This window comes from Pontibacter burrus (genome assembly GCF_010686685.1).
Lineage (GTDB): Bacteria > Bacteroidota > Bacteroidia > Cytophagales > Hymenobacteraceae > Pontibacter > Pontibacter burrus.
Window position 1 is genome coordinate 14,469 of record NZ_JAAGWD010000009.1, and the last position, 25,761, is coordinate 40,229.

Below are 25,761 nucleotides of genomic sequence, written 5' to 3' on the forward strand. Positions count from 1 at the left end.
AACCACAAAACTGTATTAAAACCTGAGCGGAATGAAGAAAGGTTTGTATGAGACGGACGAGGCAATAATAGAGGGCATCCGGTCAGATGATGACCGGGCATTGGCTTATCTGTACAAGCTTCACTTCCCGATGATCTCGCATCTTATTTTGAGTAACAGCGGCACCGACGACGAGGCGAAAGATGTTTACCAGGAAGGCGTAATTGTTTTTTACGAAAAAGTGAAGTCCGGAAGCCTGGAATTGAGCTGCCAGATCAAAACTTACCTGTATTCAGTATGCCGCAGGCTTTGGCTGAAAAGACTGGCTGAAAAAGGCAGGTTTGCTGTTAACGTAGACGATGCCGAGAACTACCTGATGTTGGAAGATGACGTGCCGCAGCAGGAAGAAAATGAAAGGCGCTTTGGCGTGATGGAAGAAGCGATGAACCAACTGGGTGAACCCTGCAAAACGCTGCTAGAGGATTATTACATCCGGATGCAGAACATGCAGGATATAACCGACCGGTTTGGCTATACCAACACCGACACGGCTAAGAACCAGAAGTATAAATGCCTGCAACGACTGAAGAAGTTGTTTTTTGCAACATATCAGGCTCCGGCCTAACTCAAAAAGTAATTTAGCTCTACAGGGCAAAAAGATAGAATACCATGGAATATCTGATGTACGAACAGATCGAGCGTTACCTGGCAGGTAGAATGGTTGCTGAAGAAAAAGCAGCTTTTGAGGCACTGTTACAAACTGACCGCCGGTTGGCAGAACAGGTAAAAGAGCATCGTACGCTACTGCAGGCAATGCAGCAATACGGACAGCGCGAGCATCTGCGCAGCAAGCTCAATAAAATCCATAACCAAATGGAGACGGAGCAAACCGGGCAGCAGGTTACCCCAATGTGGCGCGTATTCTGGAAACGCCATGCACAAACTATAGCTGTAGCCGCCAGTGTATCGTTGCTATCAGTATTCGGAACGCTCTGGAGCGTGCAGCAGATGAAAGCACCTGTGCAGCAGCAGACAGCCCGTTACGTTGAACTTCGCCGCGAAGTAGATAAGCTGAAGCGCGCGCAGACTGCCATCATCAAAGACATAAACAACACGGCCAAGCCAGCTCCGCGTCCAGCCCGCTTTAGTGGCACCGGCTTTGCACTCAGCGCCAGCGGCTACTTGGTAACCAGCTCACACGTGGTGGAAGGCGCGGATTCAATTATGATTGAGAATACATCGGGAGTAAAATATAAAGTACACGAAGTTTACCGCGACCAGTCTCACGACCTTTCCATACTTAAAATAGAAGACCCGGCTTTTGCAGGTTTCGGAAAGCTTCCTTATACCTTTAAAACTGCGGAATCTGACCTGGGCGAAAAAGTTTACACATTAGGCTACCCGCGCGAGGATGTGGTATTTGGTGAAGGATCACTTAGCTCAACCTCGGGTTTCGAAGGCGATACAACAGCTTACCAGATCTCTATTCCGCTTAACCCGGGCAACAGTGGTGGCCCGCTGCTGGATGACAAAGGCAACCTGATTGGTGTGATCAGTGGAAAACAGGCCGGTCAGGAAGGAGCAGCGTTTGCTATTAAGTCGGCTTATCTGCTGCAGATCATCAGTGAACTACCTCAGGCTACAACCCTTTCGCCGGTTACATTACCTAAGTATAACGTGCTGGCAGGCAACAGCAGACCGCAGCAACTCAAAAAACTGAAAGATTTTGTTTTCGTGGTTAAAGTCTACAATTAAACTGTAAGCGGCAACTATAGCAAAGTAAAAGGCCCATGCAGCGCAAGTTGTATGGGCCTTTTACTTTGCTAAAACTAACATTTTCACACAGAAGCAGTTAAATAGTACTCGTATTGGCAAATCCAGCCAGATAAGTTATAGTTGTGTGATGAAGAAACGAGTTTTGAGATCAGCTTATATTTTATTTACCGTTCCGCTTGCCTTTTGCAGTTCTGCTCCCACTACAACTTCCACAGAACCAATCATTCTGAGCCAGACACAAACCATGCAGGGCAGCGCTGGAACTATACCCGAAACACCTTACCACGCCCTCTTCACCGAACTGAACAACACCCGTAAATTTGACCTGCTGGCACTTGCCAGGTCCAACGACCATTTTACAACTTTTGTACAGTTGCTTGAGCAGGCCAACATGACCGCAGCACTTACATCAGGAGGACCAACAACAGTTTTTCTGCCAGTAAACGATGCGTTTAACGCGCTCACCCCTGAACAGTTTGCCCTGCTAATAGCTCCTGAAAACAAAGCAGAGCTTACTAAAATTTTGCAGGCTCATATAGTTCCGGATAAAATATACACCTCAGACCTGAAGCATCAAAAACGTTTAAAAAGCTCAGGAGGTGCCGATTTGCCTGTACTTGTAAATGAGAACCAGATTGTAACAATTGGTGGAGCACAAATTGTAAAACCTGATGTAGAAGTCTCGAATGGTGTGCTACACGTAATAAGCACAGTACTTAAACTACCTGGTAACAAAGAAGGGTGAGACCAATGCCATCTTATAATACTTTTTACAGTGTTAGCCTGAAGCACCGAACATTTAGTGAAAGCAGCGCAAACACTGAACTATGTTCAACTTAAATTAAATACTCTATGAAAACAACAGAATTAAAATCTCTGGCAGCAATAGCAGTTGCAACGTTTACCATGTTTGGCTGCGCCAGCTCTAACGACCGCACCACCGCTATGGACGATACCGTAACCATGAGCGAAACGCAAACTATGACAGGTACCACTGATGAAACAGAAGCTGCTGATGTTACAACTGGAACCGATGTAACTACAGAAATGGAAGCACCAGCAACCGCCTTATCTGTGGATGCGCTTTCTATGGAGAACACCGAAGATGTAGGCGAGATGTTTGGTACTATTGCCAATACTAAGAGCTATACCGTGCTGGAGCTAGCAAGACAAAGCCCGAACCTGTCTACGTTTGTACAACTAATGGAGAGCTCAGGTGTTGCTGATCAACTGACAGAAGACGGCACATATACCATATTTGCGCCAACCAACGAGGCCTTTTCTAAAATGGACAGAACAGAACTGGAATCACTGCTCAGACCAGAGAACAAAGCCAAGCTTTCAAGCGTGCTGATGGCGCATGTACTCCCATCAGAGGTAAATACCGCTACCATGAGCAGCAATCAGCGCATCAGATTAGGTGAGAACAGTTACATCCCGATCACTACTACAGGTACCGGCACGCAGATTACAGTCGGTGGGGCCAATATTGTGGTACGTAACGTGGAGGCATCAAACGGTGTCGTTCATGTAGTTGATAACGTGATCAAACCTACTGAAAATGCAGTAGACGGTGGAGGCCCCCGATAAGCTGTAACTATAGTTTAAAATCAGTAAAGCTCCCCTGCAAACGGGGAGCTTTTGTTTTAAAATCATATCAGATCCATTAATTGCTGCGGATCATTTCGCAACTATAATACAGTGTTGCCCGTTATTAAAACCACTTATTTAATAGTATTAACCTATTTTACAACTATAAAAAAGCTATGATGAACAGAACAACAGATAACAAGGGCATGATGACAGCCATGTTCCGTGACAGAGACAGCGCAGAGCGCGCGTTCAACGAACTACGTGCCCGCGGTTATGACAAAGACGATATAAATGTAGTGATGTCGGATGAGGCCAGAAAGCGCCATTTCAGAAATGAGGATGCCGACGATACAACAGAGCTAGGTAACAAATCGCTGGAGGGCGCCGGAGCAGGTTCTGCCATTGGTGGTACACTGGGTGCTATAGTTGGTGCAATCGCTGCCATTGGTACATCCGTAGCCATTCCTGGTCTTGGCCTGATAGTAGCTGGTCCGCTGGCTGCTGGTTTGGCTGGTGCAGGTGCAGGTGGTTTAACAGGTGGCCTTATTGGTGCACTTGTAGGTGCCGGTATTCCTGAGGAACGCGCCAAAGTATATGAAACAGGTATTAAAGAAGGAAATATTGTACTTGGTTTCAGACCACATTCACCAGAAGATGCCCGCTATTTTGAAGAGCACTTCCAGAAACATCGTGGCGAGCACATTTATTATTAACACATTGATAAATAGGCATTTACAAAATAGCACCCGGTTTGCCGGGTGCTATTTTGTTTTAAACTATGATTTAAACTATAGCATTCCAGCTGCATTTTGTGCTAGGCAATTGTGCCGGAATATGTAAAACTTAACTTGTCAGTTATAGAATTCTACTTTATATTGCAATATAAGTTCAGTTTTAGTCAGCGCCCTACCCTACCTTATGTATAAGCTTAAGCACATTCTTATAATTGACGATGACCAGATCAATAGTTTGTTTTCTCAGATTATCCTGGAAGATGCCAATGCTTGTCAGGCCGTTTCGGTTTGCCAGAGCACTATAGAAGCCCTTGAGCTGTTACGCAGTTTGGCAGGCACACCGGATGCTCATTTCCCTGACCTTATTCTACTGGATATAAACATGCCTGAGCTAGATGGTTTCGATTTTCTGGAGCAGTATCATCATTTGGGCTACAGCCATACCCAACAAACATTAATTTCCATGTTCAGCTCTTCTCAGGACCCAGATCACATGGAACGAATAAAGAACTATAGTTCTGTTATTGGATTCATTCCAAAGCCATTATCCATGGCTACGCTCAACACTTTGCTCGCCCATCATTTTACACCACCGGTAAACAATTAACTATAGTTTCGTATGTGATTAGGTAAACCTGATATACTACCTAACACATAAACTATGAAACGCATATTACTTGCCGCTTTTGCCATTACAGCAGCCACACTGGCATCCTGCACCTCAGACAGCAACAATAACCAGCAGGATGCAGCCACAACCAACCCCGAAGAACAAACGACATCAGCAGCCTCAGACACGACCCTTACTGAGGATAAAAAGGAGCTGATGCAAACTATAGCACAGCACACCTTACTGGAGATAGAGCTGGGTAAGCTGGCAGTAGCCAAAGGCAGCACCGATAACGTAAAACAATACGGCCAGCAAGCGATAGATAACTACACCAAACAGCTGAACGAGTTGCAGGAAATTGCACGGGGCTATAAAGTAGACCTGAACGTTACCCTGGAAGACACCTACCGCAAATACGCCGAAGACCTGGGCAAGAAACAAGGCGTTGAATTTGATAAGGAATACTGGAAAAACGTAACCGACGCTCAGAAAAAGGCGCTGAATGCCTATGAAAAGCAGCTGAAAGACGTTACGGAAGCCGACGGAACAGCATTTGGTATCTGGGCACGCACATCAGAGAAGGAGCTGCGTGCACGTTACGAGCAGGCGCTCGCACACCAGCTGGAACTTAAGAACAGAACATAACCTATAGTTTCGGGAGTTTACAGAATATCTTTCAGTACAGCCCAGGTATGCTTTGCCAGTAGCTTCTGCCCTTCGGCGTTAGGGTGCACGCCATCTGGCAGGTTCAGGTGGCGCATACCAGCCACTCCCTCCAGCAAAAACGGCACAAAGTGCACGTTGTTCTTTATTGCCAGCTCCCTGAAAAGCATCCTGAACTCTGCAGCATAGCGGCCAGGGACAATGTCCGGAATTTCCATGCCGGAGAGTATGATTTTCACATCTGGCCAGGTGCGTTTGGCCTTGTCCAGCATTTCCTGCAGGTTTATCGTTGTTTCGCGGGTAGGTATGCCGCGTAGCCCGTCGTTTGCGCCAAGGACCAGCACAAATATGCTCACATCCAGGTGCAGCCATTTATCGAGGCGGTACACACCACTGGCTGTGGTATCGCCGCTGAGGCCGGCGTTGACTACTTTATAGTTTGTGTAGCCATTCTCTTCCAGCATTTTCTGTACCAGCGCCGGATACGCCTGTGACTGAGACAAACCATAGCCTGCTGTTAAGCTGTCACCAAAAAAGAGTATATTTTTCATAGAAAACCAGGGTTCATGCTTACTACTATAAAAACAACAAAGGGCTACCAGTTAAGGCAACCCTTTGCTGTAGTGCCTGCCTGCAGGCAGGTTAATCAACTGTATTCTTCATTTGCTTCAGATGCTCGCAGGTGGCGATAGAGGCCTGCTTCTGTTTTTCAACCATCTGTACTACCTCATTTGGTAATTCAGTACGGTTTTCCAGGGCATCGTTATAAGCTTTCTGTGCCCATTCCTCGCCATACAGGTTAGATTCTATAATGGCTTTTTCATCTTTTCCTGTAATGCCGGATTTCACATCCATCCAGCCACGGAAGATCTTACCTTTTATAGTTGTGCTCCGCTGCGAGTCGCCACCAACGCTGCGTAGTGTGCTGTTCAGCTCGTTCGAGAATTGCTGACTCTGGTTTACAAGCTCGTTGTAATACGCCTTATGAGCGGGATCCCTGGTGTCGCGGGCTGCTGTTTTATAGCCTTCTATTCTGTCGTTTACGAACTGCGTAAGCTCATTCAGTACTTCGGCAGTTCTGTTATTCATGTTTTGCATCATACATTAAGTTTGTTTCATACATCAAAACGAAAATAAATCAGCAACAGTTATAAGAAACAAGAACAAAGTACGTATGTTATCTATTATAATAATTTAACTTTAGAGGCTACCCGGAACTGTTTTGTGAAAAGATAACTTTTTATATTACATTACACCTACTACTGTTTACCCGTACTTGCGGCATTACTTTTGTATATATATTTAGCGTACCACAAACTAAACTAAATGCTATCCTTGACAACCAGATTTAAAATAATTTTATCGGTACTGGCGGTAATACTGCTAACAGCTTCTTTTATTTTTTACCGGTCCAACTCCACTCCGGAGGGTAAAAATGAGATACTGCTGAAAGTGCTGATGCAGGGCCTTAACCAGGGCCACTTTCAGCCTGAAAAAGTAGACGATAACTTCTCTAAAAAAGCGTTTAAACTATATCTGGAGCGGCTCGATTACAACAAGAAATTTTTGCTGGCCTCTGACGTAGAAAAGCTGCGCCAGTACGAAACCCTTATTGACGACCAGCTGCGTGCCGGTACTTTTGACTTCTTCGATATTTCAGCAGATTTGATTGAGCAGCGTGTAAAAGAGTCGGAAGCATACTATAAAGAAATACTGGCCAAACCATTCGACTTCACTAAAAATGAAACGATAGAACTGGACGGCGATAAACTGACCTTTGCCAAAGACAAGAACGAGCTGAAAGAAGCATGGCGCAAGCAGCTGAAGTACCAGACACTGGTTCGCCTGGCGGACATGCAGAAAGCGCAGAACGAAGCCAAAGGCGAAAAGAAAGAAAACAAGTCGCTGGCTCAGATGGAAGAAGAAGCCCGCACCAAAGTAAAGGAACTATACGACGACCTGTATAAGCGTATGGCGCGCATAAGCCGCGACGACAGACGCTCGACTTATATCAATGCTGTTGCCAACGTATACGATCCGCACACCGGTTATTTCCCGCCAAAGGCCAAGTCTGATTTTGATATCGAATTTACAGGCCGCCTGGAAGGTATCGGAGCATCGTTACAGGAAAAAGATGGCCAGATAAAAGTAGCTGAAATTGTACCGGGTAGCCCATCTTACCTGCAGGGAGACCTTAAACCAGGCGACGCTATCCAAAAAGTAGCGCAGGGCGATAAAGACCCTGTTATTGTAGAGGGCATGCGCCTGGATGATGCCATTCAGCTGATACGTGGTAAAAAGGGTACTGAAGTTCGCCTGACCGTTAAAAAGCCGGACGGATCAATCAAAGTAATCCCGATCGTACGTGATGTGATCGTGTTTGAAGAGACCTATGCACAATCTGCTATGATTGATGGCGACAAGAAGATAGGTTATATTAAACTGCCTGGCTTCTATGCCGACTTTGAAGGAAAAGGTGGCCCTAACAGCGCCGATGATGTAAAGCGTGAGGTAGAAAAACTGAAAGCTGCCGGTATGCAGGGTCTTGTTCTGGACCTGCGCAACAACGGTGGTGGTTCTTTAGGGGATGCCGTTAAAATGGCTGGCCTGTTTATAGAGCAGGGACCTATTGTACAGGTTAAAACAGCAGGTGGCCGCGCTATTGTGCTTGACGACCGCGATCCGCAGGTACAATATGCCGGTCCGCTGGTAATACTGGTTAATGCAAACAGTGCGTCTGCTTCAGAAATTCTGGCTGCTGCCATGCAGGACTATAAGCGTGCTGTAATTGTAGGTAGCCCGACCTATGGCAAAGGTACTGTTCAGCAGTTCTTTGAGCTGGATGAGGCACTGCCATCGCAGTTTGATGCGTACAAACCATTTGGAGCGCTTAAGCTTACGACGCAGAAGTTTTATCGCGTAAATGGCGGTACTACACAGCTGCGTGGTGTTACACCGGATATCATACTACCGGATGCTTACACCTACCTGGAGTTCGGCGAAAAAGAGCAGGATTTCCCGCTTCCGTTTGATGAGATAAAGCCGGCTAAGTATACGCCGTGGAACAACACAAAAATGAACCTGGCCCAAATAAAATCGAACAGCCAGGCACGTATCAGCTCAAACAAAAGCTTTAACCTGATTGAGGAAGGCGCACAGCGATTGAAAAAGCAGGCTGATAACACAGTTCGATCTCTGTCGCTGGAGAAATACCTGGAAGAAGAAAAACGTGCAGAGGAAGAAGCTAAACGCTATGAAGAAGCACAGAAAGAGGTTCCGGTACTTACCGTGAGCAGACTTCCGGAAGACCTGAAAGCCTTAGGCACAGATACAGCCAAAGTTGCCCGCAACAATGAGTTCCTGAAAAGCCTGAGAAAGGATATTTACCTGGAAGAAGCAGTTGATGTGATTGTGAAAGACATCAAATCTTAATAAACCTGAACTATAAACAAAAGAGCCGGCTGCTAACAGCCGGCTCTTTTGTTTATACCGTGTTAATCTTGATCAGACAGCAACAACTATAGTTAGAGCTGGTTAAAGCAACTATAGCTGACTGAACAACTATAGCAAACTATAGTTTATCTGCTGTATTACTTAACGCTGCAATCTGAAATTTACTTTCTGCAGTTCTTTACGATACACTTTGTAAAGCGAGTAGGTATTCTCTGCCTCGTTATGATAAATGGTTACAGGCTGACTACTCTCTAAAGGAGCACCTCCTATAAGTTTTCCACCAGCATCATAAAGGTAAGTTTCCTGCGGACCGGTTTCAGTAATAGCGTAGATCAGCTGACCGCCGCCAAAGTTGAAGAACTGTACCAGCTTAGGAGCCGATGTTACAAATCGCTTCTCGAACAATAGCTTCCGTTCCGGATCAAATATGGCTACTTTTCCTAATTCCTGCCTTACAAACACGTAGCTGCCAGCCGAGTTATATTCATCCTGTACCAGCTCAAACATGGCATTTTTGCTTGGGCGGGGTAATTTTTGCCTGCGTAGTACCCGGCCCTGCAAATTAAAAGTAACCACTTCGCCGTATCGGGTAACGGTAGCTAGCTCGGTGCGCCGCAGGTCTGCTCCTACTTTAATTGCCACTGCCCCGGCCGTAACCGGCGACTTCAGGCTAAACGGAAAACCCTGGTAAGCATCTCCATTCCGGTTGAGGGCATACACGTACCCGTTTTCCAGCAATACCAGAATCACATCGCGGTTACCTACATGCAGGTATTGTGGCGCAGCGGCCAGCTTGTAATCCATGCGGCGCGGTTCCCACCCCTGTATGCCATTCCCCCGGATATCATACATATGCAAGTTACCCAGTTCGTCGTCGGCCAGCAGGTTATAGTTGCCGCTCCGTTCGTAGTCTATTATGGTCAGGCGCTGCAATGCTACGGTATCCGTCAGGTTAAAAGGGAAGTTTTCAATAGAGCGTCCCTGGCCATCGAGCGCGTGTATGCGGTTGGCTGTGGCAAAAAGGTAACGAAGCCTGCTATCGGGGCCAAGCGGGAGCTGTACTATGTCGCCGCGCACAGCGCTGCTCAGTGTATCAGACCAGGTACGGCGTCCATCAGACGTGATATTATGCAGTGCAAATACCGAATCCTGAACAATAATTTCACGGCTACGATCCACAATGTTGCGCACAGCAAAGGGTTTAGAGATTAGCCTGCTGCCAAAAGGCACCGAATACGCCACAGTAAAATTACGCTGTGATGTTTTGCTGTTCCGTTCCGGCTTCCAGAGCACCAGGCTGGTATAGTATTGGCCTTCTACACGGGCATATTGCAGGCTCACATGGTTAAATCTCCGGATAAACGAGGAAGACTGCAGCAGGCTTTCCCGCTCATCTTCTGAAGTATAACGGCTCAGGATGTTCCAGGCGTTTACAGTATTCAGGAAGAAGCTGAAGTTAGCCTCCTGCAGGGTTTGCTCCTGAAAGGCCTGTTGCGTTGCTGATTTGCTCCAAACCTTCTCGGCCAGTATATCATCAATCAGCGAGCGGGCAGTGCTCAGTTCATCTGTAAATAACAGGTAATCATCAAGCATTACCACATAGCTTTCTTCAAAACCGGTAAATAAGCCGCCAAACATGCGCCCCGGCAATTCCGGAACTGGTAATTGCTGAATAGTGAAACCACCATACGTACCTGAATATGGCGTACTATTACTTGAAACTTTGGCCTGCGCTATTAACTGACTAAGCAGCATGCTGGCGCTCGCCTTATTAGCCGTGCGGGCGTAAACCACCTTTTCGGGGCTGGTCCGGATGCTGGCCGATTCCAGGTAAGCCAGTGCCAGCTCCTGCCTGATTGTAGTCGCCAGGCTGTCGATGGTGGCATCGTAAGGTGTCGGCGGAAATTTAACCGAGGACTGATACTGTTTTATACGCGTTACCTGCTGCACGCCAAAATGGAAAAGCACGGCAGTTCGCACCGGCAGGTAATCTTTTACCCGTATCGCTTTAGGTTTTACCGCCGATAGGTTAGTATGTAAAGATGTTTTTGCCAGGTCTGGGTTAGAGAAGCCGTTCAGGAATATTTTGTCTTCCTGTAGCTTGAGTTGAAGCATACCGTTGCGGCACAGGCTGCTCAGGTAACGCACCTGCGGCATTATATCATCGTTCAGAAAAAGGTTGAGCACTGCTGGCACCTCACTGTTATTTACAAACACATTGGCATAAACATCTGCCTGGTTCAGGTAATTCGCGCTTTTATAGTCGCCGGCAATAGATACGGGGTTATCCTGTGAAGCTTTGTCAATCACTTCTTTTATCAGCCCGGCTGATGTACTCAGGATGATGTTGTTATGATACGTGAAATAGGTGTAGTGCAGGTCGAGCGGTTTGTACGTTACATCCGTTACCAGCACATTATTATAGTTCCGGGATGTCTGCTCAAAATCGGGATGCTTTACCAGATTTTCAGTTAGCGTGCGTAAAAAGCGGTGCTCGCCAACCGAATTTACCGGTACATAAAACACAAAGCCAAGCTCCTTCTCTGCCGTTACATGGGCCGATGTGAGTATGTTTTTCTTATCCAGGAACCGTGCAAGACGTTGTTTGCCAGGCGCAATCGTATCGAGCAGCGAAATACCTTCCTGAAAATCCTGCACCACAGGCAGCGCCTCCAAGCTTTGCCAGAGCCCGGTTTTAGAAAGGTGTACTGCCAGAGCTTCGTGGTTATTAGTTTCTACAACTATAGCTGCACTCTCCGGCACAATTGCCCATAGATTTACCTTCTCGCGAGAGGCTTGCCACCGGCTAAAACCATAGTAAGCCAGCGAAGCCAGCACCACAAATCCGATAAAGTAAAAGAATAGGCGTTTCAGCATGAAGTACTATATCTGAACACAAAAATATATTAAATTTTTGAACCACAGTTTTTAACTGCTTTCGGTACCGGTTTCGGGCAACAACTATAAACAGGAACACCTACGTATACTTTATCCAAACTTAACAATACCTGCTATGTTCAGAATACTGGTTCCTGTTGATCTTACGGAAGGCACTAACAAAGCCTGCGAATTTGCTCTTGCCTTTGGCCAGCATTTTGCCAATACCCAGCTTGTACTGCTGCACTGCTACCAGGACTACCTGGACGAAACAGCATCAGGCAAGGCGTTTACAGATGAGACCTCTGCTTCTGAACTGGTTACAGATAATGTGCTGCACCGTAACCAGCAGGAAACCGAAGAAAAGCTAGACAAACTATACCATACTGTAAGAAAGGTAAACAGGAATCTGCAGGTAGAGCGCGTGCTTATGTACGGAATGCCGGAAGATTGCATACAAGAGGAAGTGCAACGCTTTAAACCTGACCTGATGGTGATGCTTACCAAAGGAGAATCGAATATTGCGCGTACTTTCTTTGGCACTGTATCAACCAGCATTATACAGCACGTAGAGGTACCGGTGCTTACTGTGCCTGCCACTTACGAGGGCGCAACTATAAACCGCATTCTGTACGCCACGGATTTCGACAAGGCCGACACAACCGCACTTAATACCCTGCAGCAACTGGTACAACCTTTCGGAGCCGCTATAGAATGTGTGCACGTAACCGATGATCCGGACACAGAAGACCATGAGAAACTAGAAAAGCTCCGCCAGAAACTACAGCAACATGCAGCAGCTAATATCACCTATACCTTACTGGATGGCGAAGACGTGGCCCAGGCACTGCAGAAATTTGTATCAGAACAGGCAATAGACCTGGTAGCGCTTACCACACATTCGCGCACGCTGTTGGGCTCGCTGCTGAACCCCAGCCTTGCCAAACGCATGGTGCTGGAGTCGCAGGTACCGCTGCTGATATTACATGCCAACAGCTGAGAACTATAGTTTACTGCTCCAGCAGTTTCATAAGGGCCTCATAATAGCGGTCCAGGCTACCCTCTGCTGTGCTCAAAAACAGGAACGGTTCTATCAGTTCCAGTTCCATCAGCACTAGTTCGTTCTGCAGGGCAACGCCATCCACACGGGCATACAGGCAGTCGGCTGCAAATTTATTTACTACCTGCTCAGCGGTTTGCAGTAAAGCTGCCGGCGGCTCAGGGGTATGTATAGTTCCGCCAAAGAAGTGCTGCACCCTAAAATCGCCGGGTTTGGCAGTTTTAAGCACGGTGTGGCTATAGTTGCTGTTAAAGAAAATAAACGACCATTCACCCTGCGTTTTAATCTCTTCCAGGAATGGCTGCGCCAGAAATGGTTCCTGCTGCAGCAACTGGTTTATAGTTTGGGTTTTAGCTACGGCTTCTTCTTTGGTTAAGGCAAAAGTATTTTTAGCACCTCCACTTACGCGAGGCTTCACAATAATTTTCTCTGCTTTTAACTTTTCAAAAATACAGGTCGCATCGAAAGTCTGGCCTTGTTCCAGCCAAACGGTTGGCACTACTTTAATATCCTGTGCTTCCAGGTCTTTAAAGTATAACTTATCGGCATTCCAGCGAAGCGTTTTTACAGGGTTCAGCACCTTGCATTTTTTGCTTTCCAGTTCGTTCAGCCAGGCGTAAAAGGCATCTATCTTGTCAAAATAGTCCCAGGGAGATTTAATAATAATGGCGTCAAAATTCTCCCAGTTCACGTTCGGATCGTCCCACACCTGCCACGTTACAGGCAGCTCTTTTGCCTTCAAAAACTGGTATAAACGTTCATCTTCCGAGTCGGCATTTGCGGTGTAGTTGCCCAGGCTCTGGCAGGTTATCAGCGCGATTTGTTGTATTTGCATTTTTGTATCATCTTTGCTGCGAAATTATACTTTGGGCAGCGCAGAAACTATAGCCGAAGGCACTTTTAAACAAAACATTAAAGTGCGTGGTTCTCGTATGTGAGGTATAAGCTTTACCCTTTTCCACTGATACCATGCTCTGCCTGCTTTGCAAAACTTTCCCCCCCCGGTATGCGCTGACTATACGGCTGCTGGTTTTGCTGTTGCTGGTACAACATGTGGCTTCGGCATGTACTACAGAACAGCCGCAGGAAGAATTTGAATCGCCTTTAAACCGCGCTTCCGGCGATACCACTTCTGTCCGTTCTAACCGTAGAGCTCCTGCCTCTTTAACGCTCTTGGGTAATCCGTTTGTTGCCAGTCCTGCAAAAAGCAATTCGCTCAGCGCTTACTTTGATAAAATTCAGGACGATTTTTGGGTAGAGGCCGATCCGGTAGAAAACCTCCATCGCCCCGACGTTACCGACACGATCTATACCATTCGTTTTGGTAACTCCATGCTGGAGCTATACGCCCCTACCCGATCCGGCAAGTTGCTACTACAGGTAGCTGATATCCGGAACAGCTCCATAACACTGCGTAACAACCTGCGTGTAGGCATGCCGCAGGAAGAACTCACCGCCCGCCTGAAAGGTCAAAACATCCGCATTCAGCAAAGCCCTGACAAAATTGTAGCGTCTACCTCAGAAGGTGCCCCTATCTCGCTCTATTTCTTCCTGAAAAACGGCAAGGTTTCGCGTATTTTTTATGAGGGGTATGTGGATTAAGGTTTAGAATTCTGCTTAACAAGCTCAGATATTCCATCTTGCCATTCTGAGTGTTAACCCAGGGATCTTCTATTTCCTTTCTAATACTGTCATGTCGAGCGCAGCCGAGACATCTTATATGTCCTATAGCTAACTATAGTTGCCACTGGACACAAGCAGTTTCTTTCATAGCTTCCTCTTATCCTAGGAGCTCTACTGATCTATAGTGCTATAGTTGGCTTTGGTGCGCTCACGGCCGCGGGGCCTCGTCTTCGGGCATCGCGCTGCTTTCGCTTCCTTGGCTCCTTCGTCGCCATGCCTATCGGCACCGGAACCTCTCGAGGCGCTCAACCCAAAGACTGAAATTACTCGATAGTTAAGCTATAGTTATTTCAATAGCTATAGTTGCATCGCCTTTCCGGGGTTGTAGTTCCGTGGGGCCAAGTAAACCTGCCCTGTTTATGATTTGTAACTATAAAACTATAGTCTCAACTATAACTATAGCCGCAATTCCCCTCTTGGGAGGGGCAGGGGTGGGTTAATGGCCAACTATAGAACTATAGCCCTAACTAGAAACGGTTAAAAACTCCCTCTCCTGTTTTGGGGGTAGGGGCCCTCGATAAAAGGAGAGGGCTGGGGTGAGGTAAACAAAACAAAGGTAGTTGGACAAACAACAACTATAGAACGATAGAGTCAAACTAAAGCAAACACCTCAATCATGAAAATCCATTAAATCCGCCTAATCCCGGTTCAGACATCCTTTCAAGCCAGTTGGGTTGCAAGCTCAACCCCATTGTAAGACTCAGGTTACAAACCCGCGCTAGAAGTGAGAGCTCAACTATAAAACTATAGCTCATGCTATAGCAAAATCCCTTAACCCTGTAAATCCTGACTCAGACAAACCTTACACCTTTTGAAAATTTAACATCTATCTTTGCCAACAATTATCAATTAACCACTAATAATCAAAATGCGAGTAGTCATACAACGGGTAACACAGGCTTCGGTGACGATAGATGGGCAGGTAAAAGGTGAAATAGGCCTAGGATTGCTGGTGCTGGCTGGCTTCTGCCCGACCGATACGGAAGAAGACCTGAAGTGGACGGCCAGTAAAATTGCTCAGTTGCGCATCTTCAGCGATACCGACGACAAGATGAACCTGAGTGTGCAGGATGTGAACGGGGACATACTGGTTATCAGCCAGTTTACTTTATTTGCCAGCACTAAAAAAGGCAACCGCCCCTCCTACATCAATGCTGCCCCGCCAACTATAGCTATCCCGCTCTACGAGAAATTTATCGCTTACCTGGAAGCTGCTTTGAGCAAAAAAGTGCAGACCGGTGAGTTTGGTGCCGACATGAAAGTTGCGCTGTTGAACGACGGCCCTGTTACGATAACGATAGACTCGCAGAATAAAGAGTAAAATAATGAGATGATATTGTAAAATATCAAACGATCCGTATATTTAGCTATAGTTATACTCTTAGCTGAATATTTTATGGCTGCTCCTGCTCTTTTCATCCGCCATTTTCTGCTTATCTGCTGTCTCCTGCTGTCAGCTATAGTTTGCCTCCCAGCCCAAGCGCAAACAGATACTACTATCACTCAAACTATACAACCACAACGCTGGATAGTAGAGACCAAAGATGGCTCTGTTTATCAGGGTATCTTTCTGGGGCAGGATGAAAACGGTATCAGGCTGCAAACCGAAAGCGCAGGCACCATCATTATTCCTCACAACAAGGTTAAAAGTTACCGTATTTTAGATGAGCGCAACTATAGGAATGGGCAATATTGGTACGAGAACCCCAACGCAAGCCGATACCTGTTTAGCCCTTCGGCTTACAGTTTGCGTCGTGGCGAGGCCTATTACCAGAACACATACCTGGTGCTCAACTCGTTTAACTATGGCGTTACGGATAACTTTACAATAGGCGGCGGTTTTGAACTGATTTCTACCTTTTCAGGGGAGCCTACTTTTTTCTTTACACCCAAATACACGTTTCACATTGCTAACAAATGGCGCGCTGGAGGTGGTGTACTCTACCTTACTTCTACCCTTGCCGATGACGGTTTTTCGGGTTTGGGAATTGGCTACGGCATTGTAACCTATGGCAACACCGACAACAACGCTACAGTAGGACTAGGCTATGGATTTGTGGATGGCAGTTTCTCTGAAAAACCGATTATTACCCTGAGTGGTATGACCAGGCTTAGCCGCAGAATTGGCCTGGTATCGGAGAATTGGTTTGTACCCAGCGAAGACATAAGCGGCGCTATTTATTCCTATGGCATACGGTTTATGGGCGAGCGCATTACGGTAGACCTGGCTTTTCTGAACAACCCCGATATTGCTGAAAGTGTAACCATTGGTGTGCCCTATGTTGATTTTGTGATTAAATTCGGGAAATAAATTCCGAACATGACCATACAGGAAGCACAACAGGTAGTAGATAACTGGATAAAAGAAAATGGTGTGCGTTACTTTAGTGAGCTCACCAACATGGCAATTCTTACCGAAGAAGTTGGCGAGGTAGCCCGGATTATTTCCAGGCAATACGGCGAGCAATCATTCAAACAAAGCGATACCGGCAAAGACTTAGGCGATGAACTGGCCGATGTGCTGTTTGTACTTATCTGCCTGGCTAACCAAACCGGCGTAAACCTGACCGAAGCCATGGAAAAGAACCTGGCTAAAAAAACACAACGCGATAGCCAGCGCCATAAGCAAAACCCCAAGCTGAAGTAAGTTAGAAAGTTGAGAAGTTTAGAAGTTAGAAAGTTTATAATATCCAATGCACTCGCTCGCGTCCCGCGAGTGTGCGCTATCTTATGGCGTCCCGCCACGTTATCATCCGGTTTTGAACTATAGCTCTATTAATAACTATAGCTGTAAACTATAACCTATAGTTAAGCACGGCCAGAGTCTGCTCGTAGCTCACGCGCGCGAGGGAGAAGCTCTAATCTATAGCTATAGTTCAAGACAAACAAAAAAGGGAAGTGCAACCACGGCTACACTTCCCTTTTAACTTTCTAACTTCCAAACTTTCTAACTCTTTAACTGCCCGACCCCAAGATCTACCAGCCTGTCATTCTTCCAAACTGGCAACACGTTATATTGATCGTGCAGCAAGCAGAATTCCACATCTTTATGGATTTCCAGGTTTTCCAAGCGGCGCACATGTGATGACTGTCTCAAGAAACCTGCCAAGTCATTTTTTGCAGTCTGGTACAGATACAGCGAAGCAAGGGTAGCGTCATTTTCAAAAGTAAAGTCTCCCTGAAGTCGCTCGGTTAACGCACCGGCATACAGTGTGTCTTCCAGGTTAAACTTGCCTTTCCAGCCAGCGCAAACTACCAGCACATCCAGTTGCAGCTCCTTCAGATGATCGGCTACAGCCTGCAGGTTCAGAAAAGAACCAACTATAATCTCGTCGGCATCCATAGATAAATGGATAGCGCGCGTACCGTTGGTAGTGGTAATGGCAATGGTTCTGCCCTGCACATTGCCATTCATGTACGCAAACGGCGAGTTACCCAGATCAAAACCTTCTGCCTTTACACCGTCACGTTCGGCTGCAATCAGGCAGCCCTTGCCCGCATAGGCCTGGCATTCTTCCAACTTCATTACCGGAATAATGTCCGTAGCGCCATGCGCAAAAGCAGCCACCATAGTTGAAGTAGCACGAAGTATATCCACTGCCACAACGGCTTTTCCCTTCAGCTCATACAAGTGCAACAGCTCCGGGCTGAAACACACATCTATACTTGGCATATATTTTTGATTTTTAGACTGAAAGACAAAGGACTATATGACAAAATATTGAAGGCGCTAAACCCTGTCTTTTGTCAATTAGTCCTTTGTCAAAAAGTCACAAGAATTACTTTTTAAGGATAGGCAGTTTAACGATCTGCGCTTTCATATCTTTATTACGCACGCGGATAAAGATCTCAGTGCCAGGCTTGCTGAGCTCGGTCTTAACATAACCCAGTCCAATGCCTTTACCCATAGATGGCGACATTGTACCAGAAGTTACTTCACCGATCTGCTCACCAGCTTCGTTCACGATCTCGTAATGTGCTCTCGGAATTGCTTTTTCCAGCATTTCGAAACCAACCAACTTGCGTTCTACGCCTGCTTCTTTCTGAGCTTTCAGGTTAGCAGAGTTCACAAATTCCTTATCGAACTTCGTGATCCAGCCAAGACCGGCCTCCAACGGCGAAGTAGTATCGTTTATATCGTTACCGTACAGGCAGAAGCCCATTTCCAGGCGCAGCGTGTCGCGGGCACCTAAACCGATTGGCTTAATGCCATGCTCCTTCCCTGCTTCCATAATGGCATCAAATACGCGTTTCGCATCTTCGTTCTTCACATAGATCTCGAAACCGCCTGAGCCAGTATAACCTGTAGCTGAAACGATTACATCCTGTACGCCAGCAAACTCGCCTTTATCAAACGTATAGTATACCATACTGCCCAGGTCCAGCTTTGTAAGCGACTGTAAGGCATCCACAGTTTTAGGACCCTGAACTGCAAACAGCGACATCTCGTCTGAAATATTCGTCAGCTTCACGCCACCTGTGTTATACTTGTTGATCCACTCCCAGTCCTTATCGATGTTAGAAGCATTAACTACCAGCAGGTAATCTTCTTCGCCCATGCAGTACACCAGCAGGTCATCCACAATACCGCCCTGCTCGTTCGGGAAGCAGGAGTACTGAATCTTACCTGGCGTCAGTTTAGAGGCGTCATTAGTAGTTATGCGCTGAATCAGGTCCAGAGCGCCTGGTCCCTGCACCAGGAACTCGCCCATGTGCGACACATCAAAAATACCAACAGCATTACGCACCGTGTTATGCTCTTCTAAATCTGAAGAGTAACGAACAGGCATATTATAACCGGCAAAAGGCACCATTTTAGCGCCAAGTGCTTCGTGTACATCGTTTAAGGCTATTTTCTTTAATTCCATGATCTTATTCTTTACTCAAGGGGTTCTATAGCAAAAGTAACTAAACTTTTTTATTGCTGACGGCTGAAATATGAATTTGTTGATGGTACGCTGTAGAGGGTTGTTTTAATAGTTCATGACCTTTGGTTGTAGCTTGGAAGTGTAATAATTTGGAATCACTGTAGTCTTGCCTCATTTGTCATTTCGAACAAAGTGAGAAATCTATTTCAAACTATAGTTGTAGCTATCTTTCTATAGCTTGCCGTTGTTGCCATAAGCAGTTCATGCTATAGTTACTTCTGATCCTGGGAGCTTTACTTTCCTATCGTTTTATAGTTGGTTTTGGTGCGCTCACGGCCGCGGGGCCCCGTCTTCGGGCATCGCGCGGTGTACATTTCTTTTGCTCCTGCGTCGCCATGCCTGGCGGCACCAGAAATCTACAAGGCGCTCAACCCAAAGACTGTGACCCTTCGATAGCTACTACTATAGTTTGTTGAATGGCTATAGTTACATCGCCTTTCCGTGGTTATAGTTTCGTGGGGCCAGGTAAACCTGTCCTGTTCGTGGGTTGTAATTATAAAACTAAATAAGCAACTATAGTAAGAACAGAAATTCCCCTCTTGGGAGGGGCAGGGGTGGGTTAAAACCAACTATGGTACTATAGCAGCAACTGTAGCAATAGCCAAGAAGCTCCCCGCCTTAGACTACCGAGAAGCGATTTCGAAGGTAGCGAGCGTAGCTTTGAGGGGATAAAGGGGTGGTTGGATTACAGCAACTACAGAACTATAGCAGCCGCAACTATACCGCATAGCTTCAATCCATCAAATTCCCCTTAATCCGCGGTTCAGACGAACTTATAGGTTATGATGTGCCTCATAGGTCTTCTCTCCTGCTGGTATGGATACCGTCAAGCGGTTATCTTTTGGAGGAACAGGGCAGACATATTCTGGGTTAAACGCACAAAATGGACTATAAGCGCGGTTGAAATCCAGTACGATTGTTTTGGCATTCTCTTTAAATGGCACATCCAGGTAACGGCCTCCGCCATACGTTTCGAAACCGTTGGTTTTATCAGTGAAAGGCACGAACAGCTCTTCTTTATTTTCTGAAAGCTTTTTATAAAGTGTCAGGCGCTGTGGCTGTCCTTCTAACTCAAAAGTAGCAGCTGCATAGCGCAAGTAAGGTTCGTAACTGCCATTAGTGAGTGTCATCAGCAAGGTGTCTTGCTTGGGCAACTCTTCTATTTTGGCATGTACCCTGTAACTCAAGTCAGGCTCATAGTAAATCAGGTTGGTAAAGCTGCGGCGGCCTTCCTCGGTAAACGGAGTGTTGGCACGGCTTCTGAACGACAGATCTTTATCTTCCCGTTCTTTCAAAAGAGGTTTGATGTAGTTCTCGTCGCTGAAGAAGGTCTCGTTTACAAAATAAAAAAGCACCAGCGCGATACCGGCAAAAAGAAGGAGCTTAACAGGGCGTTGCATAATTTCTGTAGCTAAAGTTCGCCACAAAGGTCGGAAATTTTAGGGTGGAAAGGAAGCAGATGTGCGGCAACTGCTTCTGATTGCAACTTAGATATTTCTAAAACCCAACTTATAGTATTATATTTACTATATATGTTATATTCGTTAATCCAGTTGCGTTTATACTATAGTTGGGTAAAATATGTGTTAAAAAATAGAGTCATAAAATACATGAAGCATACGGTATTATTTGTCTTAGTCTTTGCTCTATTCTCATGCTCAGAGATGGAAAAAAATACCAATCAGGATGCAACGATAACTGCTTCTTCGAATGCCAAAAAGGTAGTTAAAGAAGAGAAAGTTGTTGGTATCAAAGGAAAGGATAGATCTATAACTTCTCAAGCTATAAGAATGGAAACATTCACTAATATTCCAGATGAATATTATGGTTGTGGTTGTAGTTTATATTTAACAGAACAGGATAAGAAAGCAGATAATTTTATCTACAGAGATGCTGGTGATATTGCAATGATAGTGCTGAACGGAAAAATTCATAGAATGGATTACAAAGGAGAGAGCAATGGTATTACTACTTATTCTAATGATTCAGTAGAAGTGAAGAGGGTTCATACTAAAGCGGTTGAAAGCACAGAGATGGAAGAAACGATGGATGTTGAAGGGGTGCTTACAATCACTAAAGGCAAAGACAAACTTGAGAAAAAGTATGTCGGTTATTGCGGTTGCTAAACACGATTACAGGTCATTCCATTAAAATACTTAACTCAACAAGGTGCATAATTTAGGCTTCGGTTATCCCTTGCCCACAGTTTAGCCCAGTACGTATGCCGTAATCTATTACCACCCCACCCCTTCCTTAAATCCATAAAAATCGCTATATTTACAGGTATAATACTATACCAAACCCCCTATGTTAACATTAGCAGAACGACACCAGCATATTTTAAACAGACTGAAGCAGGAAGGACAGGTTAACGTGCTGGATCTCTGCGATAAGCTGAGCGTGTCGTCGGTAACGATACGCAAGGACTTGAAACTGCTGGAAGATAAAGGCCTGTTGTTTCGTACGCATGGGGGCGCAACGGCACATAACCCTTATACCATAGACCGCTCAGTAAACGAGAAGGAAAAGATACAAGCAACTGAGAAAAACCGCATTGCCATAGCGGCAGCCAGTTTGCTGCAACCTAACGACTCCATTCTTATCGCTTCCGGAACTACGGTGCTGGCGCTGGCACGTAACATTCAGGCAAAAACCAATTTAACAGTTATTACCCCCTCACTTAACGTTGCCCTGGAGCTTAACCGGCACCCCGAAATTGAAGTGATGCAGCTGGGCGGCGTAATGCGTAAAAGTTCATCATCTGTAACTGGGCCTTACGCCGAAAGCATCCTGGCCGATTTCTCGTGCAGTAAGCTGTTTCTGGGTGTAGATGGAATCGACCTGGATTTTGGATTATCTACAACCAATGTAATGGAAGCCCACCTGAACCGCCAGATGATCAAGGTATCGCAAAAAACTATAGTTTTGGCCGACTCTACCAAGTTTGGCAAACGGGGTTTTGGCAAGATCTGTGGTTTCGAAGACATCGACCGGATCATTACCGACAGCGGCATTTCAGAATATACTGTAAAAACCCTGGAAGGAATGGGCATAAAGGTAACTATAGTTTAAGCTCTCTGATTAGGAAGACGCCTACAAAACTATAAACCAACTATAAAACAAAAGCCCCGCAAAATGCGGGGCCCTTGTTCTCCTTTCTCAAACTATAAATGTTTCTTTAGTATTTCAGCCCACTTTTTATACCCTTCTATGGTCAGGTGAAGGCCGTCGTGTGTGTATGCTGTTATTAGCTGACCCTGGCTATCTGCAAAGTGCGGGTTTAGGTCAATCACTGTGATTTTCTCGCGGGCTGCAATTTCTTTAATGCCCTGGTTTACCGTAGCGGTTTCCTTCTCTTTGTTATAGTGCTTTTTAAACTTATCGAAGCTGTTGTTGGTAGGCAGCAGCGTTTGCACGTAAATTTTGGTCTTCGGCGATCCGGCTTTAATGCGGCGTACGATCTTGCTATAGTTGGCGAGAATCACATCTTCTGGCACATTGCGCGAAATATCGTTGATACCGATGAGCAAAAATACTTTTGCTGGCTTGCCTTCAATTACTTCATCCAGGCGCTCTAAAACGCCAAAGGTAATATCGCTGGAGATGCCGCGGTTGCGCACGTTCTTATTGCCAAGCAGCTCGGCCCAATCCATGTGCGCAGTAAGGCTGTTGCCCAGAAAAACAATGTCTTTTTTAGAATTTGGGTGGCTCTTAAAGTAATCGACCTGTACCTGCCAGGTTGCCGGGCGGTAGGTACTGTCGTACTTAACTTTTTCAGGCTTTGTATCAGCCAGCGAAAAGGTAGGCTCTGAGGATACCTGCGCGTTTGCACTTACCGAGAACAGCAATGCGCAGGCAGAGGCTGCTATCAAATGGGTGAATTTTAGTTTCATGAGGTTGTAAACTATAAAAAGTATTTCTAGTAGAGCGTCTTCCCCCTACCCCTTCCAAAGGCAATTACATCTTACCACAAGCTTGCCTAAGTAAGGAGTAGAGATCGACAGGTTAGAATTAAAACACCACTCTTAATTCTGCAGCTCTTTAAACAGGTTCGGATAATCTGAGATAATGCCGTCTACGCCCATGGCTCTCAGGCGCACGATATCTTCCAGTTCATTAACCGTCCAGGGAATTACTTTTATGTTTTTGGCGTGTGCCTTTGCAATCAGTTCGGGAGTTACCAGCTTATAGCTCGGGCTGTAAACATCCGGCGTGAAGCCCAAGCGCTCCAGGTTTTGCTCAAAGCTATCCTTGTTGCTCACCAGCAACGATGCCCGGATGTGCGGATATTTCTGGTGCAGCACCTGTAGTGTGCGCGGGTCGAACGACTGTACAATTGTCCACTGTGCAATGCCCTTCGCCTCCAACACCTCTACCAGCTTGATTGTAAACTCAGCTGGCTCCGGGTGTATGGTGTTATCGCCATCAGCAACTGATTTGGTTTCGATGTTATAGAATACCTGCGGCAGGTTGTTTGCTTTCAGGTACGTTTGCACGGAGTCGATAAGGTCTGCCAGCAACGGAATATGTGCTTCCATTTTGCGCTGCTCCGGATACTTGTCGTAATACCTGGTACCCATATCAAACTGGCGCACCTGGTCATAGTTCATCTGGTAGATGGCGTATTTTTTCCCATCCTTTTTCGGAATATCCTGCCCATCCGGCGTGCGTGCATACAATGGGTTTATGTGCGGATCATGCGTAACCACCACTTTACCATCTTTGGTAACGTGCGTGTCCATTTCTATAGTTGTTACGCCCAGGTTTATAGCCGTTATCATGGCCAGTATGGTATTTTCCGGCATCAGGCCGCGTGCGCCACGGTGGCCTTCGGTATCAAAAGCAGGTAAGTCTGGTCTTTGCTGCTGGCTTATAGTTTCTGTGCTTTTGCAACCAGCCATAAACATAACAGCGGCCAGTGCAACAGGTACAATTTTACGGATCATTTTAATATGCTAAAGTCTTAACTATAGTTAGGAAACAGTTTTCTTGCTTTCGTATTTCGTGCCGAAGCGATCGGTAGCTACAATGCGTACCTCACGTGAACTCCGCGGTATATAGGCCTCAAAAAAGTGGTCGGTTTCTTTCGGATTCACAAACCCACGGCCAAGCGGTAATTCCCTGCCCTGGTATAGCTCCACAGCCAGCGGGTCATGCGATTCGATGTTTTGCAATGCGCCTTTATAGTTGCCATCTACGTAGAGCTCCACCTTCCATTCCGGGTCCCAGTTCCATACATTGGCCAGCACGCGCGTTTCGCCATCCTGTGGCTGTACATACACGCTCATCTGGTGGTCCGCATCAAGGCCGGTAGATTTATAGTACCATTTCAGCTGGTTACCATCTACCTCGTACACGCCATAGCCATTCGGAGTACCGTCGCCGCAAATTGGGCCGGTCCAGAGGGCGCCGCAAACGGTACCGTGGTTGTGCTCAAATATGCCTTCCTCAATTACATTGCGGTTGTAGTGCGTGTGCCCCGACATGATGTGTACCGAATGGTTTTTCAGGATCGGGTACAGATCAGCTTTGTTCTTCACGTGGCGGTGTACCGGTATGTGCAGGCAAAGAATCACCAGGTGGTCTTTTGGCACAAAGGCCAGGTCTTTCTCAAGCCACTCCAGCTGGTTTTCTGTAATGTAGCCGTCGTATTGTTTGTCCTTGCCCAAGTAGCGTACATCATCCAGCACCACATAATGCACCTTACCCCTGTTAAAAGAGTAGTAGGTCGGGCCATAGGTAGCTTCAAATGTGTCGTCAGACACATCGTCGCCGCCTTTGTTCAGGTCCATGTCGTGGTTGCCAAGCGCCTGGAAGAACGGGATACCCATTGCGGCCACGCCTTTATTATAGTCTTCGTATAGTTCGAAGCGGTCCCAAACTATATCGCCTACAGTAATACCATGCACCGGAATGCTGCTATCCATGCCTTTCAGTAATTTCTGAACATCCGGCACAGCTTCAGCCAGCATACGGTCGGCATCTTCTCTGGTCTGTGCCTGCGGGTCGGCCCAGATAATGAAGTTGTGCTTTGTATCGTCGGTTTGCAGGGCAGTCAGCTCAAAGTTATAGTCTTGTTTGCTGCTACTGTCCAGTAACTGGTAATGGCGGGCAATGCCGTTCTCGTTCGGGAAGGCATATCCTGCAGGCACCGACACAAAAACGAACTTAGACTTCTCGCTTACAGGCATCTCGTATTTGCCTTTGCGGTTGGTCTTTACCACACTATAGCCATCGGAAACTATAACACCAGCCAGCTTCTTTTTGCCGGCTTTTACGGTGCCTTTTATAGTTGTTCCGGCAGGTGATGCCAGCACGACAGATGCATAACTTCCACTTAAAACAAGCCCCCCCGATACCAGGAGCATGCGCTCTAAAAAGGATCTTCTCTTCATCATATTACTT

The 25,761-nt window shown here is 46.3% G+C and carries 26 protein-coding genes; 15 read left to right on the top strand and 11 right to left on the bottom strand.

The genetic code is table 11. The annotated features are described in order from the left end of the window. The first annotated feature begins 31 nt into the window (after window positions 1-31). From GXP69_RS16740 to GXP69_RS16770, 7 genes are all read left to right on the top strand, one after another. Window positions 32-604 (top strand): RNA polymerase sigma factor, encoded by a 573-nt coding sequence (locus GXP69_RS16740; protein WP_163916443.1) that lies wholly within the window; start codon window positions 32-34, stop codon window positions 602-604. Window positions 605-648: 44 nt separating this feature from the next. Then, window positions 649-1,734 (top strand): S1 family peptidase, encoded by a 1,086-nt coding sequence (locus GXP69_RS16745; protein WP_163916445.1) that lies wholly within the window; start codon window positions 649-651, stop codon window positions 1,732-1,734. A 148-nt stretch (window positions 1,735-1,882) separates the two neighbouring features. Beyond that, window positions 1,883-2,500: a fasciclin domain-containing protein gene (locus GXP69_RS16750; protein ID WP_163916447.1), complete on the top strand. Its 618-nt coding sequence runs from the start codon at window positions 1,883-1,885 to the stop codon at window positions 2,498-2,500. A 107-nt stretch (window positions 2,501-2,607) separates the two neighbouring features. Then, window positions 2,608-3,345: a fasciclin domain-containing protein gene (locus GXP69_RS16755; protein ID WP_163916449.1), complete on the top strand. Its 738-nt coding sequence runs from the start codon at window positions 2,608-2,610 to the stop codon at window positions 3,343-3,345. A gap of 179 nt (window positions 3,346-3,524) precedes the next feature. Continuing rightward, a complete protein-coding gene (locus GXP69_RS16760) occupies window positions 3,525-4,061 on the top strand; it encodes a general stress protein (protein ID WP_163916640.1) in 537 nt (178 codons plus the stop codon). A gap of 205 nt (window positions 4,062-4,266) precedes the next feature. After that, a complete protein-coding gene (locus GXP69_RS16765) occupies window positions 4,267-4,689 on the top strand; it encodes a response regulator (protein ID WP_163916451.1) in 423 nt (140 codons plus the stop codon). 54 nt (window positions 4,690-4,743) lie between these two features. Beyond that, on the top strand, window positions 4,744-5,337 hold the full coding sequence (locus GXP69_RS16770; protein ID WP_163916453.1) for a DUF4142 domain-containing protein: 594 nt from the start codon (window positions 4,744-4,746) through the stop codon (window positions 5,335-5,337). Window positions 5,338-5,354: 17 nt separating this feature from the next. Here the strand turns inward: GXP69_RS16770 and GXP69_RS16775 are convergent, their stop codons facing one another. After that, window positions 5,355-5,906, bottom strand: coding sequence for an arylesterase (locus GXP69_RS16775; protein ID WP_163916454.1), 552 nt, complete (start codon window positions 5,904-5,906; stop codon window positions 5,355-5,357). Window positions 5,907-5,997: 91 nt separating this feature from the next. Continuing rightward, window positions 5,998-6,444 carry a ferritin-like domain-containing protein gene (locus GXP69_RS16780; RefSeq protein ID WP_163916456.1) on the bottom strand — a complete coding sequence of 149 codons (447 nt, stop codon included), beginning with the start codon at window positions 6,442-6,444 and terminating at the stop codon, window positions 5,998-6,000. Window positions 6,445-6,681: 237 nt separating this feature from the next. Between GXP69_RS16780 and GXP69_RS16785 the strand changes: the two genes are divergently transcribed. Next, a complete protein-coding gene (locus GXP69_RS16785) occupies window positions 6,682-8,787 on the top strand; it encodes a carboxy terminal-processing peptidase (RefSeq protein WP_163916458.1) in 2,106 nt (701 codons plus the stop codon). A gap of 162 nt (window positions 8,788-8,949) precedes the next feature. Here GXP69_RS16785 and GXP69_RS16790 read toward each other — a convergent pair whose 3' ends face one another. Further along, the gene (locus GXP69_RS16790) at window positions 8,950-11,685 is read right to left on the bottom strand and encodes a hypothetical protein (RefSeq protein WP_163916460.1); all 2,736 of its coding nucleotides are present in this window, start codon (window positions 11,683-11,685) and stop codon (window positions 8,950-8,952) included. Window positions 11,686-11,821: 136 nt separating this feature from the next. Here GXP69_RS16790 and GXP69_RS16795 point away from each other — a divergent pair, with 136 nt between their 5' ends. Next, window positions 11,822-12,685 (top strand): universal stress protein, encoded by an 864-nt coding sequence (locus GXP69_RS16795; RefSeq protein ID WP_163916461.1) that lies wholly within the window; start codon window positions 11,822-11,824, stop codon window positions 12,683-12,685. Window positions 12,686-12,695: 10 nt separating this feature from the next. On the opposite strand, the gene GXP69_RS16800 is transcribed toward GXP69_RS16795, so the two are convergent. Beyond that, window positions 12,696-13,580: an ATP-grasp domain-containing protein gene (locus tag GXP69_RS16800; RefSeq protein WP_235925798.1), complete on the bottom strand. Its 885-nt coding sequence runs from the start codon at window positions 13,578-13,580 to the stop codon at window positions 12,696-12,698. A 203-nt stretch (window positions 13,581-13,783) separates the two neighbouring features. Between GXP69_RS16800 and GXP69_RS16805 the strand changes: the two genes are divergently transcribed. Next, complete coding sequence (locus GXP69_RS16805; protein WP_235925800.1) at window positions 13,784-14,347, top strand: hypothetical protein; 564 nt, start codon at window positions 13,784-13,786, stop codon at window positions 14,345-14,347. Window positions 14,348-14,539: 192 nt separating this feature from the next. Here the strand turns inward: GXP69_RS16805 and GXP69_RS16810 are convergent, their stop codons facing one another. Then, window positions 14,540-14,677: a hypothetical protein gene (locus tag GXP69_RS16810; protein WP_163916465.1), complete on the bottom strand. Its 138-nt coding sequence runs from the start codon at window positions 14,675-14,677 to the stop codon at window positions 14,540-14,542. Between the two features lie 619 nt (window positions 14,678-15,296). Here GXP69_RS16810 and dtd point away from each other — a divergent pair. The 3 genes from dtd (at window position 15,297) to GXP69_RS16825 (ending at window position 17,075) form a co-directional block, all read left to right on the top strand. Continuing rightward, the gene (gene dtd, locus GXP69_RS16815) at window positions 15,297-15,749 is read left to right on the top strand and encodes a D-aminoacyl-tRNA deacylase (protein ID WP_163916467.1); all 453 of its coding nucleotides are present in this window, start codon (window positions 15,297-15,299) and stop codon (window positions 15,747-15,749) included. A 75-nt stretch (window positions 15,750-15,824) separates the two neighbouring features. After that, the gene (locus GXP69_RS16820; RefSeq protein WP_163916468.1) at window positions 15,825-16,739 is read left to right on the top strand and encodes a hypothetical protein; all 915 of its coding nucleotides are present in this window, start codon (window positions 15,825-15,827) and stop codon (window positions 16,737-16,739) included. Between the two features lie 9 nt (window positions 16,740-16,748). After that, window positions 16,749-17,075, top strand: a complete 327-nt coding sequence (locus tag GXP69_RS16825; protein WP_163916470.1) for a nucleotide pyrophosphohydrolase — start codon at window positions 16,749-16,751, stop codon at window positions 17,073-17,075. Between the two features lie 300 nt (window positions 17,076-17,375). Here GXP69_RS16825 and GXP69_RS16830 read toward each other — a convergent pair whose 3' ends face one another. The 3 genes from GXP69_RS16830 to GXP69_RS16840 form a co-directional block, all read right to left on the bottom strand. Then, a complete protein-coding gene (locus GXP69_RS16830) occupies window positions 17,376-18,101 on the bottom strand; it encodes a 2-phosphosulfolactate phosphatase (protein WP_163916472.1) in 726 nt (241 codons plus the stop codon). Between the two features lie 106 nt (window positions 18,102-18,207). After that, complete coding sequence (gene gcvT / locus GXP69_RS16835; protein ID WP_163916474.1) at window positions 18,208-19,296, bottom strand: glycine cleavage system aminomethyltransferase GcvT; 1,089 nt, start codon at window positions 19,294-19,296, stop codon at window positions 18,208-18,210. 833 nt (window positions 19,297-20,129) lie between these two features. After that, window positions 20,130-20,756 (bottom strand): DUF1684 domain-containing protein, encoded by a 627-nt coding sequence (locus GXP69_RS16840; RefSeq protein ID WP_163916476.1) that lies wholly within the window; start codon window positions 20,754-20,756, stop codon window positions 20,130-20,132. A 210-nt stretch (window positions 20,757-20,966) separates the two neighbouring features. Between GXP69_RS16840 and GXP69_RS16845 the strand changes: the two genes are divergently transcribed. Further along, entirely contained in the window at window positions 20,967-21,482 is a 516-nt protein-coding gene (locus tag GXP69_RS16845; protein WP_163916477.1) for a hypothetical protein, read from the top strand. Between the two features lie 181 nt (window positions 21,483-21,663). After that, the gene (locus tag GXP69_RS16850; protein ID WP_163916479.1) at window positions 21,664-22,428 is read left to right on the top strand and encodes a DeoR/GlpR family DNA-binding transcription regulator; all 765 of its coding nucleotides are present in this window, start codon (window positions 21,664-21,666) and stop codon (window positions 22,426-22,428) included. A 92-nt stretch (window positions 22,429-22,520) separates the two neighbouring features. On the opposite strand, the gene GXP69_RS16855 is transcribed toward GXP69_RS16850, so the two are convergent. From GXP69_RS16855 to GXP69_RS16865, 3 genes are all read right to left on the bottom strand, one after another. Continuing rightward, entirely contained in the window at window positions 22,521-23,249 is a 729-nt protein-coding gene (locus GXP69_RS16855; RefSeq protein ID WP_163916481.1) for a GDSL-type esterase/lipase family protein, read from the bottom strand. Window positions 23,250-23,381: 132 nt separating this feature from the next. After that, complete coding sequence (locus tag GXP69_RS16860; protein WP_163916483.1) at window positions 23,382-24,302, bottom strand: glycerophosphodiester phosphodiesterase family protein; 921 nt, start codon at window positions 24,300-24,302, stop codon at window positions 23,382-23,384. 27 nt (window positions 24,303-24,329) lie between these two features. Next, window positions 24,330-25,754 carry a calcineurin-like phosphoesterase C-terminal domain-containing protein gene (locus tag GXP69_RS16865; RefSeq protein WP_204282072.1) on the bottom strand — a complete coding sequence of 475 codons (1,425 nt, stop codon included), beginning with the start codon at window positions 25,752-25,754 and terminating at the stop codon, window positions 24,330-24,332. Window positions 25,755-25,761: the final 7 nt, after the last annotated feature.

Excerpts from the sequence above, each read along its gene's own strand:
- GXP69_RS16740 (WP_163916443.1), top strand. The coding sequence starts at position 32 with ATGAAGAAAGGTTTGTATGAGACGGACGAGGCAATAATAGAGGGCATC.
- GXP69_RS16745 (WP_163916445.1), top strand. The coding sequence starts at position 649 with ATGGAATATCTGATGTACGAACAGATCGAGCGTTACCTGGCAGGTAGA.
- GXP69_RS16750 (WP_163916447.1), top strand. The coding sequence starts at position 1,883 with ATGAAGAAACGAGTTTTGAGATCAGCTTATATTTTATTTACCGTTCCG.
- GXP69_RS16755 (WP_163916449.1), top strand. The coding sequence starts at position 2,608 with ATGAAAACAACAGAATTAAAATCTCTGGCAGCAATAGCAGTTGCAACG.
- GXP69_RS16760 (WP_163916640.1), top strand. The coding sequence starts at position 3,525 with ATGAACAGAACAACAGATAACAAGGGCATGATGACAGCCATGTTCCGT.
- GXP69_RS16765 (WP_163916451.1), top strand. The coding sequence starts at position 4,267 with ATGTATAAGCTTAAGCACATTCTTATAATTGACGATGACCAGATCAAT.
- GXP69_RS16770 (WP_163916453.1), top strand. The coding sequence starts at position 4,744 with ATGAAACGCATATTACTTGCCGCTTTTGCCATTACAGCAGCCACACTG.
- GXP69_RS16775 (WP_163916454.1), bottom strand. The coding sequence starts at position 5,906 with ATGAAAAATATACTCTTTTTTGGTGACAGCTTAACAGCAGGCTATGGT.
- GXP69_RS16780 (WP_163916456.1), bottom strand. The coding sequence starts at position 6,444 with ATGAATAACAGAACTGCCGAAGTACTGAATGAGCTTACGCAGTTCGTA.
- GXP69_RS16785 (WP_163916458.1), top strand. The coding sequence starts at position 6,682 with ATGCTATCCTTGACAACCAGATTTAAAATAATTTTATCGGTACTGGCG.
- GXP69_RS16790 (WP_163916460.1), bottom strand. The coding sequence starts at position 11,685 with ATGCTGAAACGCCTATTCTTTTACTTTATCGGATTTGTGGTGCTGGCT.
- GXP69_RS16795 (WP_163916461.1), top strand. The coding sequence starts at position 11,822 with ATGTTCAGAATACTGGTTCCTGTTGATCTTACGGAAGGCACTAACAAA.
- GXP69_RS16800 (WP_235925798.1), bottom strand. The coding sequence starts at position 13,580 with ATGCAAATACAACAAATCGCGCTGATAACCTGCCAGAGCCTGGGCAAC.
- dtd (WP_163916467.1), top strand. The coding sequence starts at position 15,297 with ATGCGAGTAGTCATACAACGGGTAACACAGGCTTCGGTGACGATAGAT.
- GXP69_RS16820 (WP_163916468.1), top strand. The coding sequence starts at position 15,825 with ATGGCTGCTCCTGCTCTTTTCATCCGCCATTTTCTGCTTATCTGCTGT.
- GXP69_RS16825 (WP_163916470.1), top strand. The coding sequence starts at position 16,749 with ATGACCATACAGGAAGCACAACAGGTAGTAGATAACTGGATAAAAGAA.
- GXP69_RS16830 (WP_163916472.1), bottom strand. The coding sequence starts at position 18,101 with ATGCCAAGTATAGATGTGTGTTTCAGCCCGGAGCTGTTGCACTTGTAT.
- gcvT (WP_163916474.1), bottom strand. The coding sequence starts at position 19,296 with ATGGAATTAAAGAAAATAGCCTTAAACGATGTACACGAAGCACTTGGC.
- GXP69_RS16840 (WP_163916476.1), bottom strand. The coding sequence starts at position 20,756 with ATGCAACGCCCTGTTAAGCTCCTTCTTTTTGCCGGTATCGCGCTGGTG.
- GXP69_RS16845 (WP_163916477.1), top strand. The coding sequence starts at position 20,967 with ATGAAGCATACGGTATTATTTGTCTTAGTCTTTGCTCTATTCTCATGC.
- GXP69_RS16850 (WP_163916479.1), top strand. The coding sequence starts at position 21,664 with ATGTTAACATTAGCAGAACGACACCAGCATATTTTAAACAGACTGAAG.
- GXP69_RS16855 (WP_163916481.1), bottom strand. The coding sequence starts at position 23,249 with ATGAAACTAAAATTCACCCATTTGATAGCAGCCTCTGCCTGCGCATTG.
- GXP69_RS16860 (WP_163916483.1), bottom strand. The coding sequence starts at position 24,302 with ATGATCCGTAAAATTGTACCTGTTGCACTGGCCGCTGTTATGTTTATG.
- GXP69_RS16865 (WP_204282072.1), bottom strand. The coding sequence starts at position 25,754 with ATGATGAAGAGAAGATCCTTTTTAGAGCGCATGCTCCTGGTATCGGGG.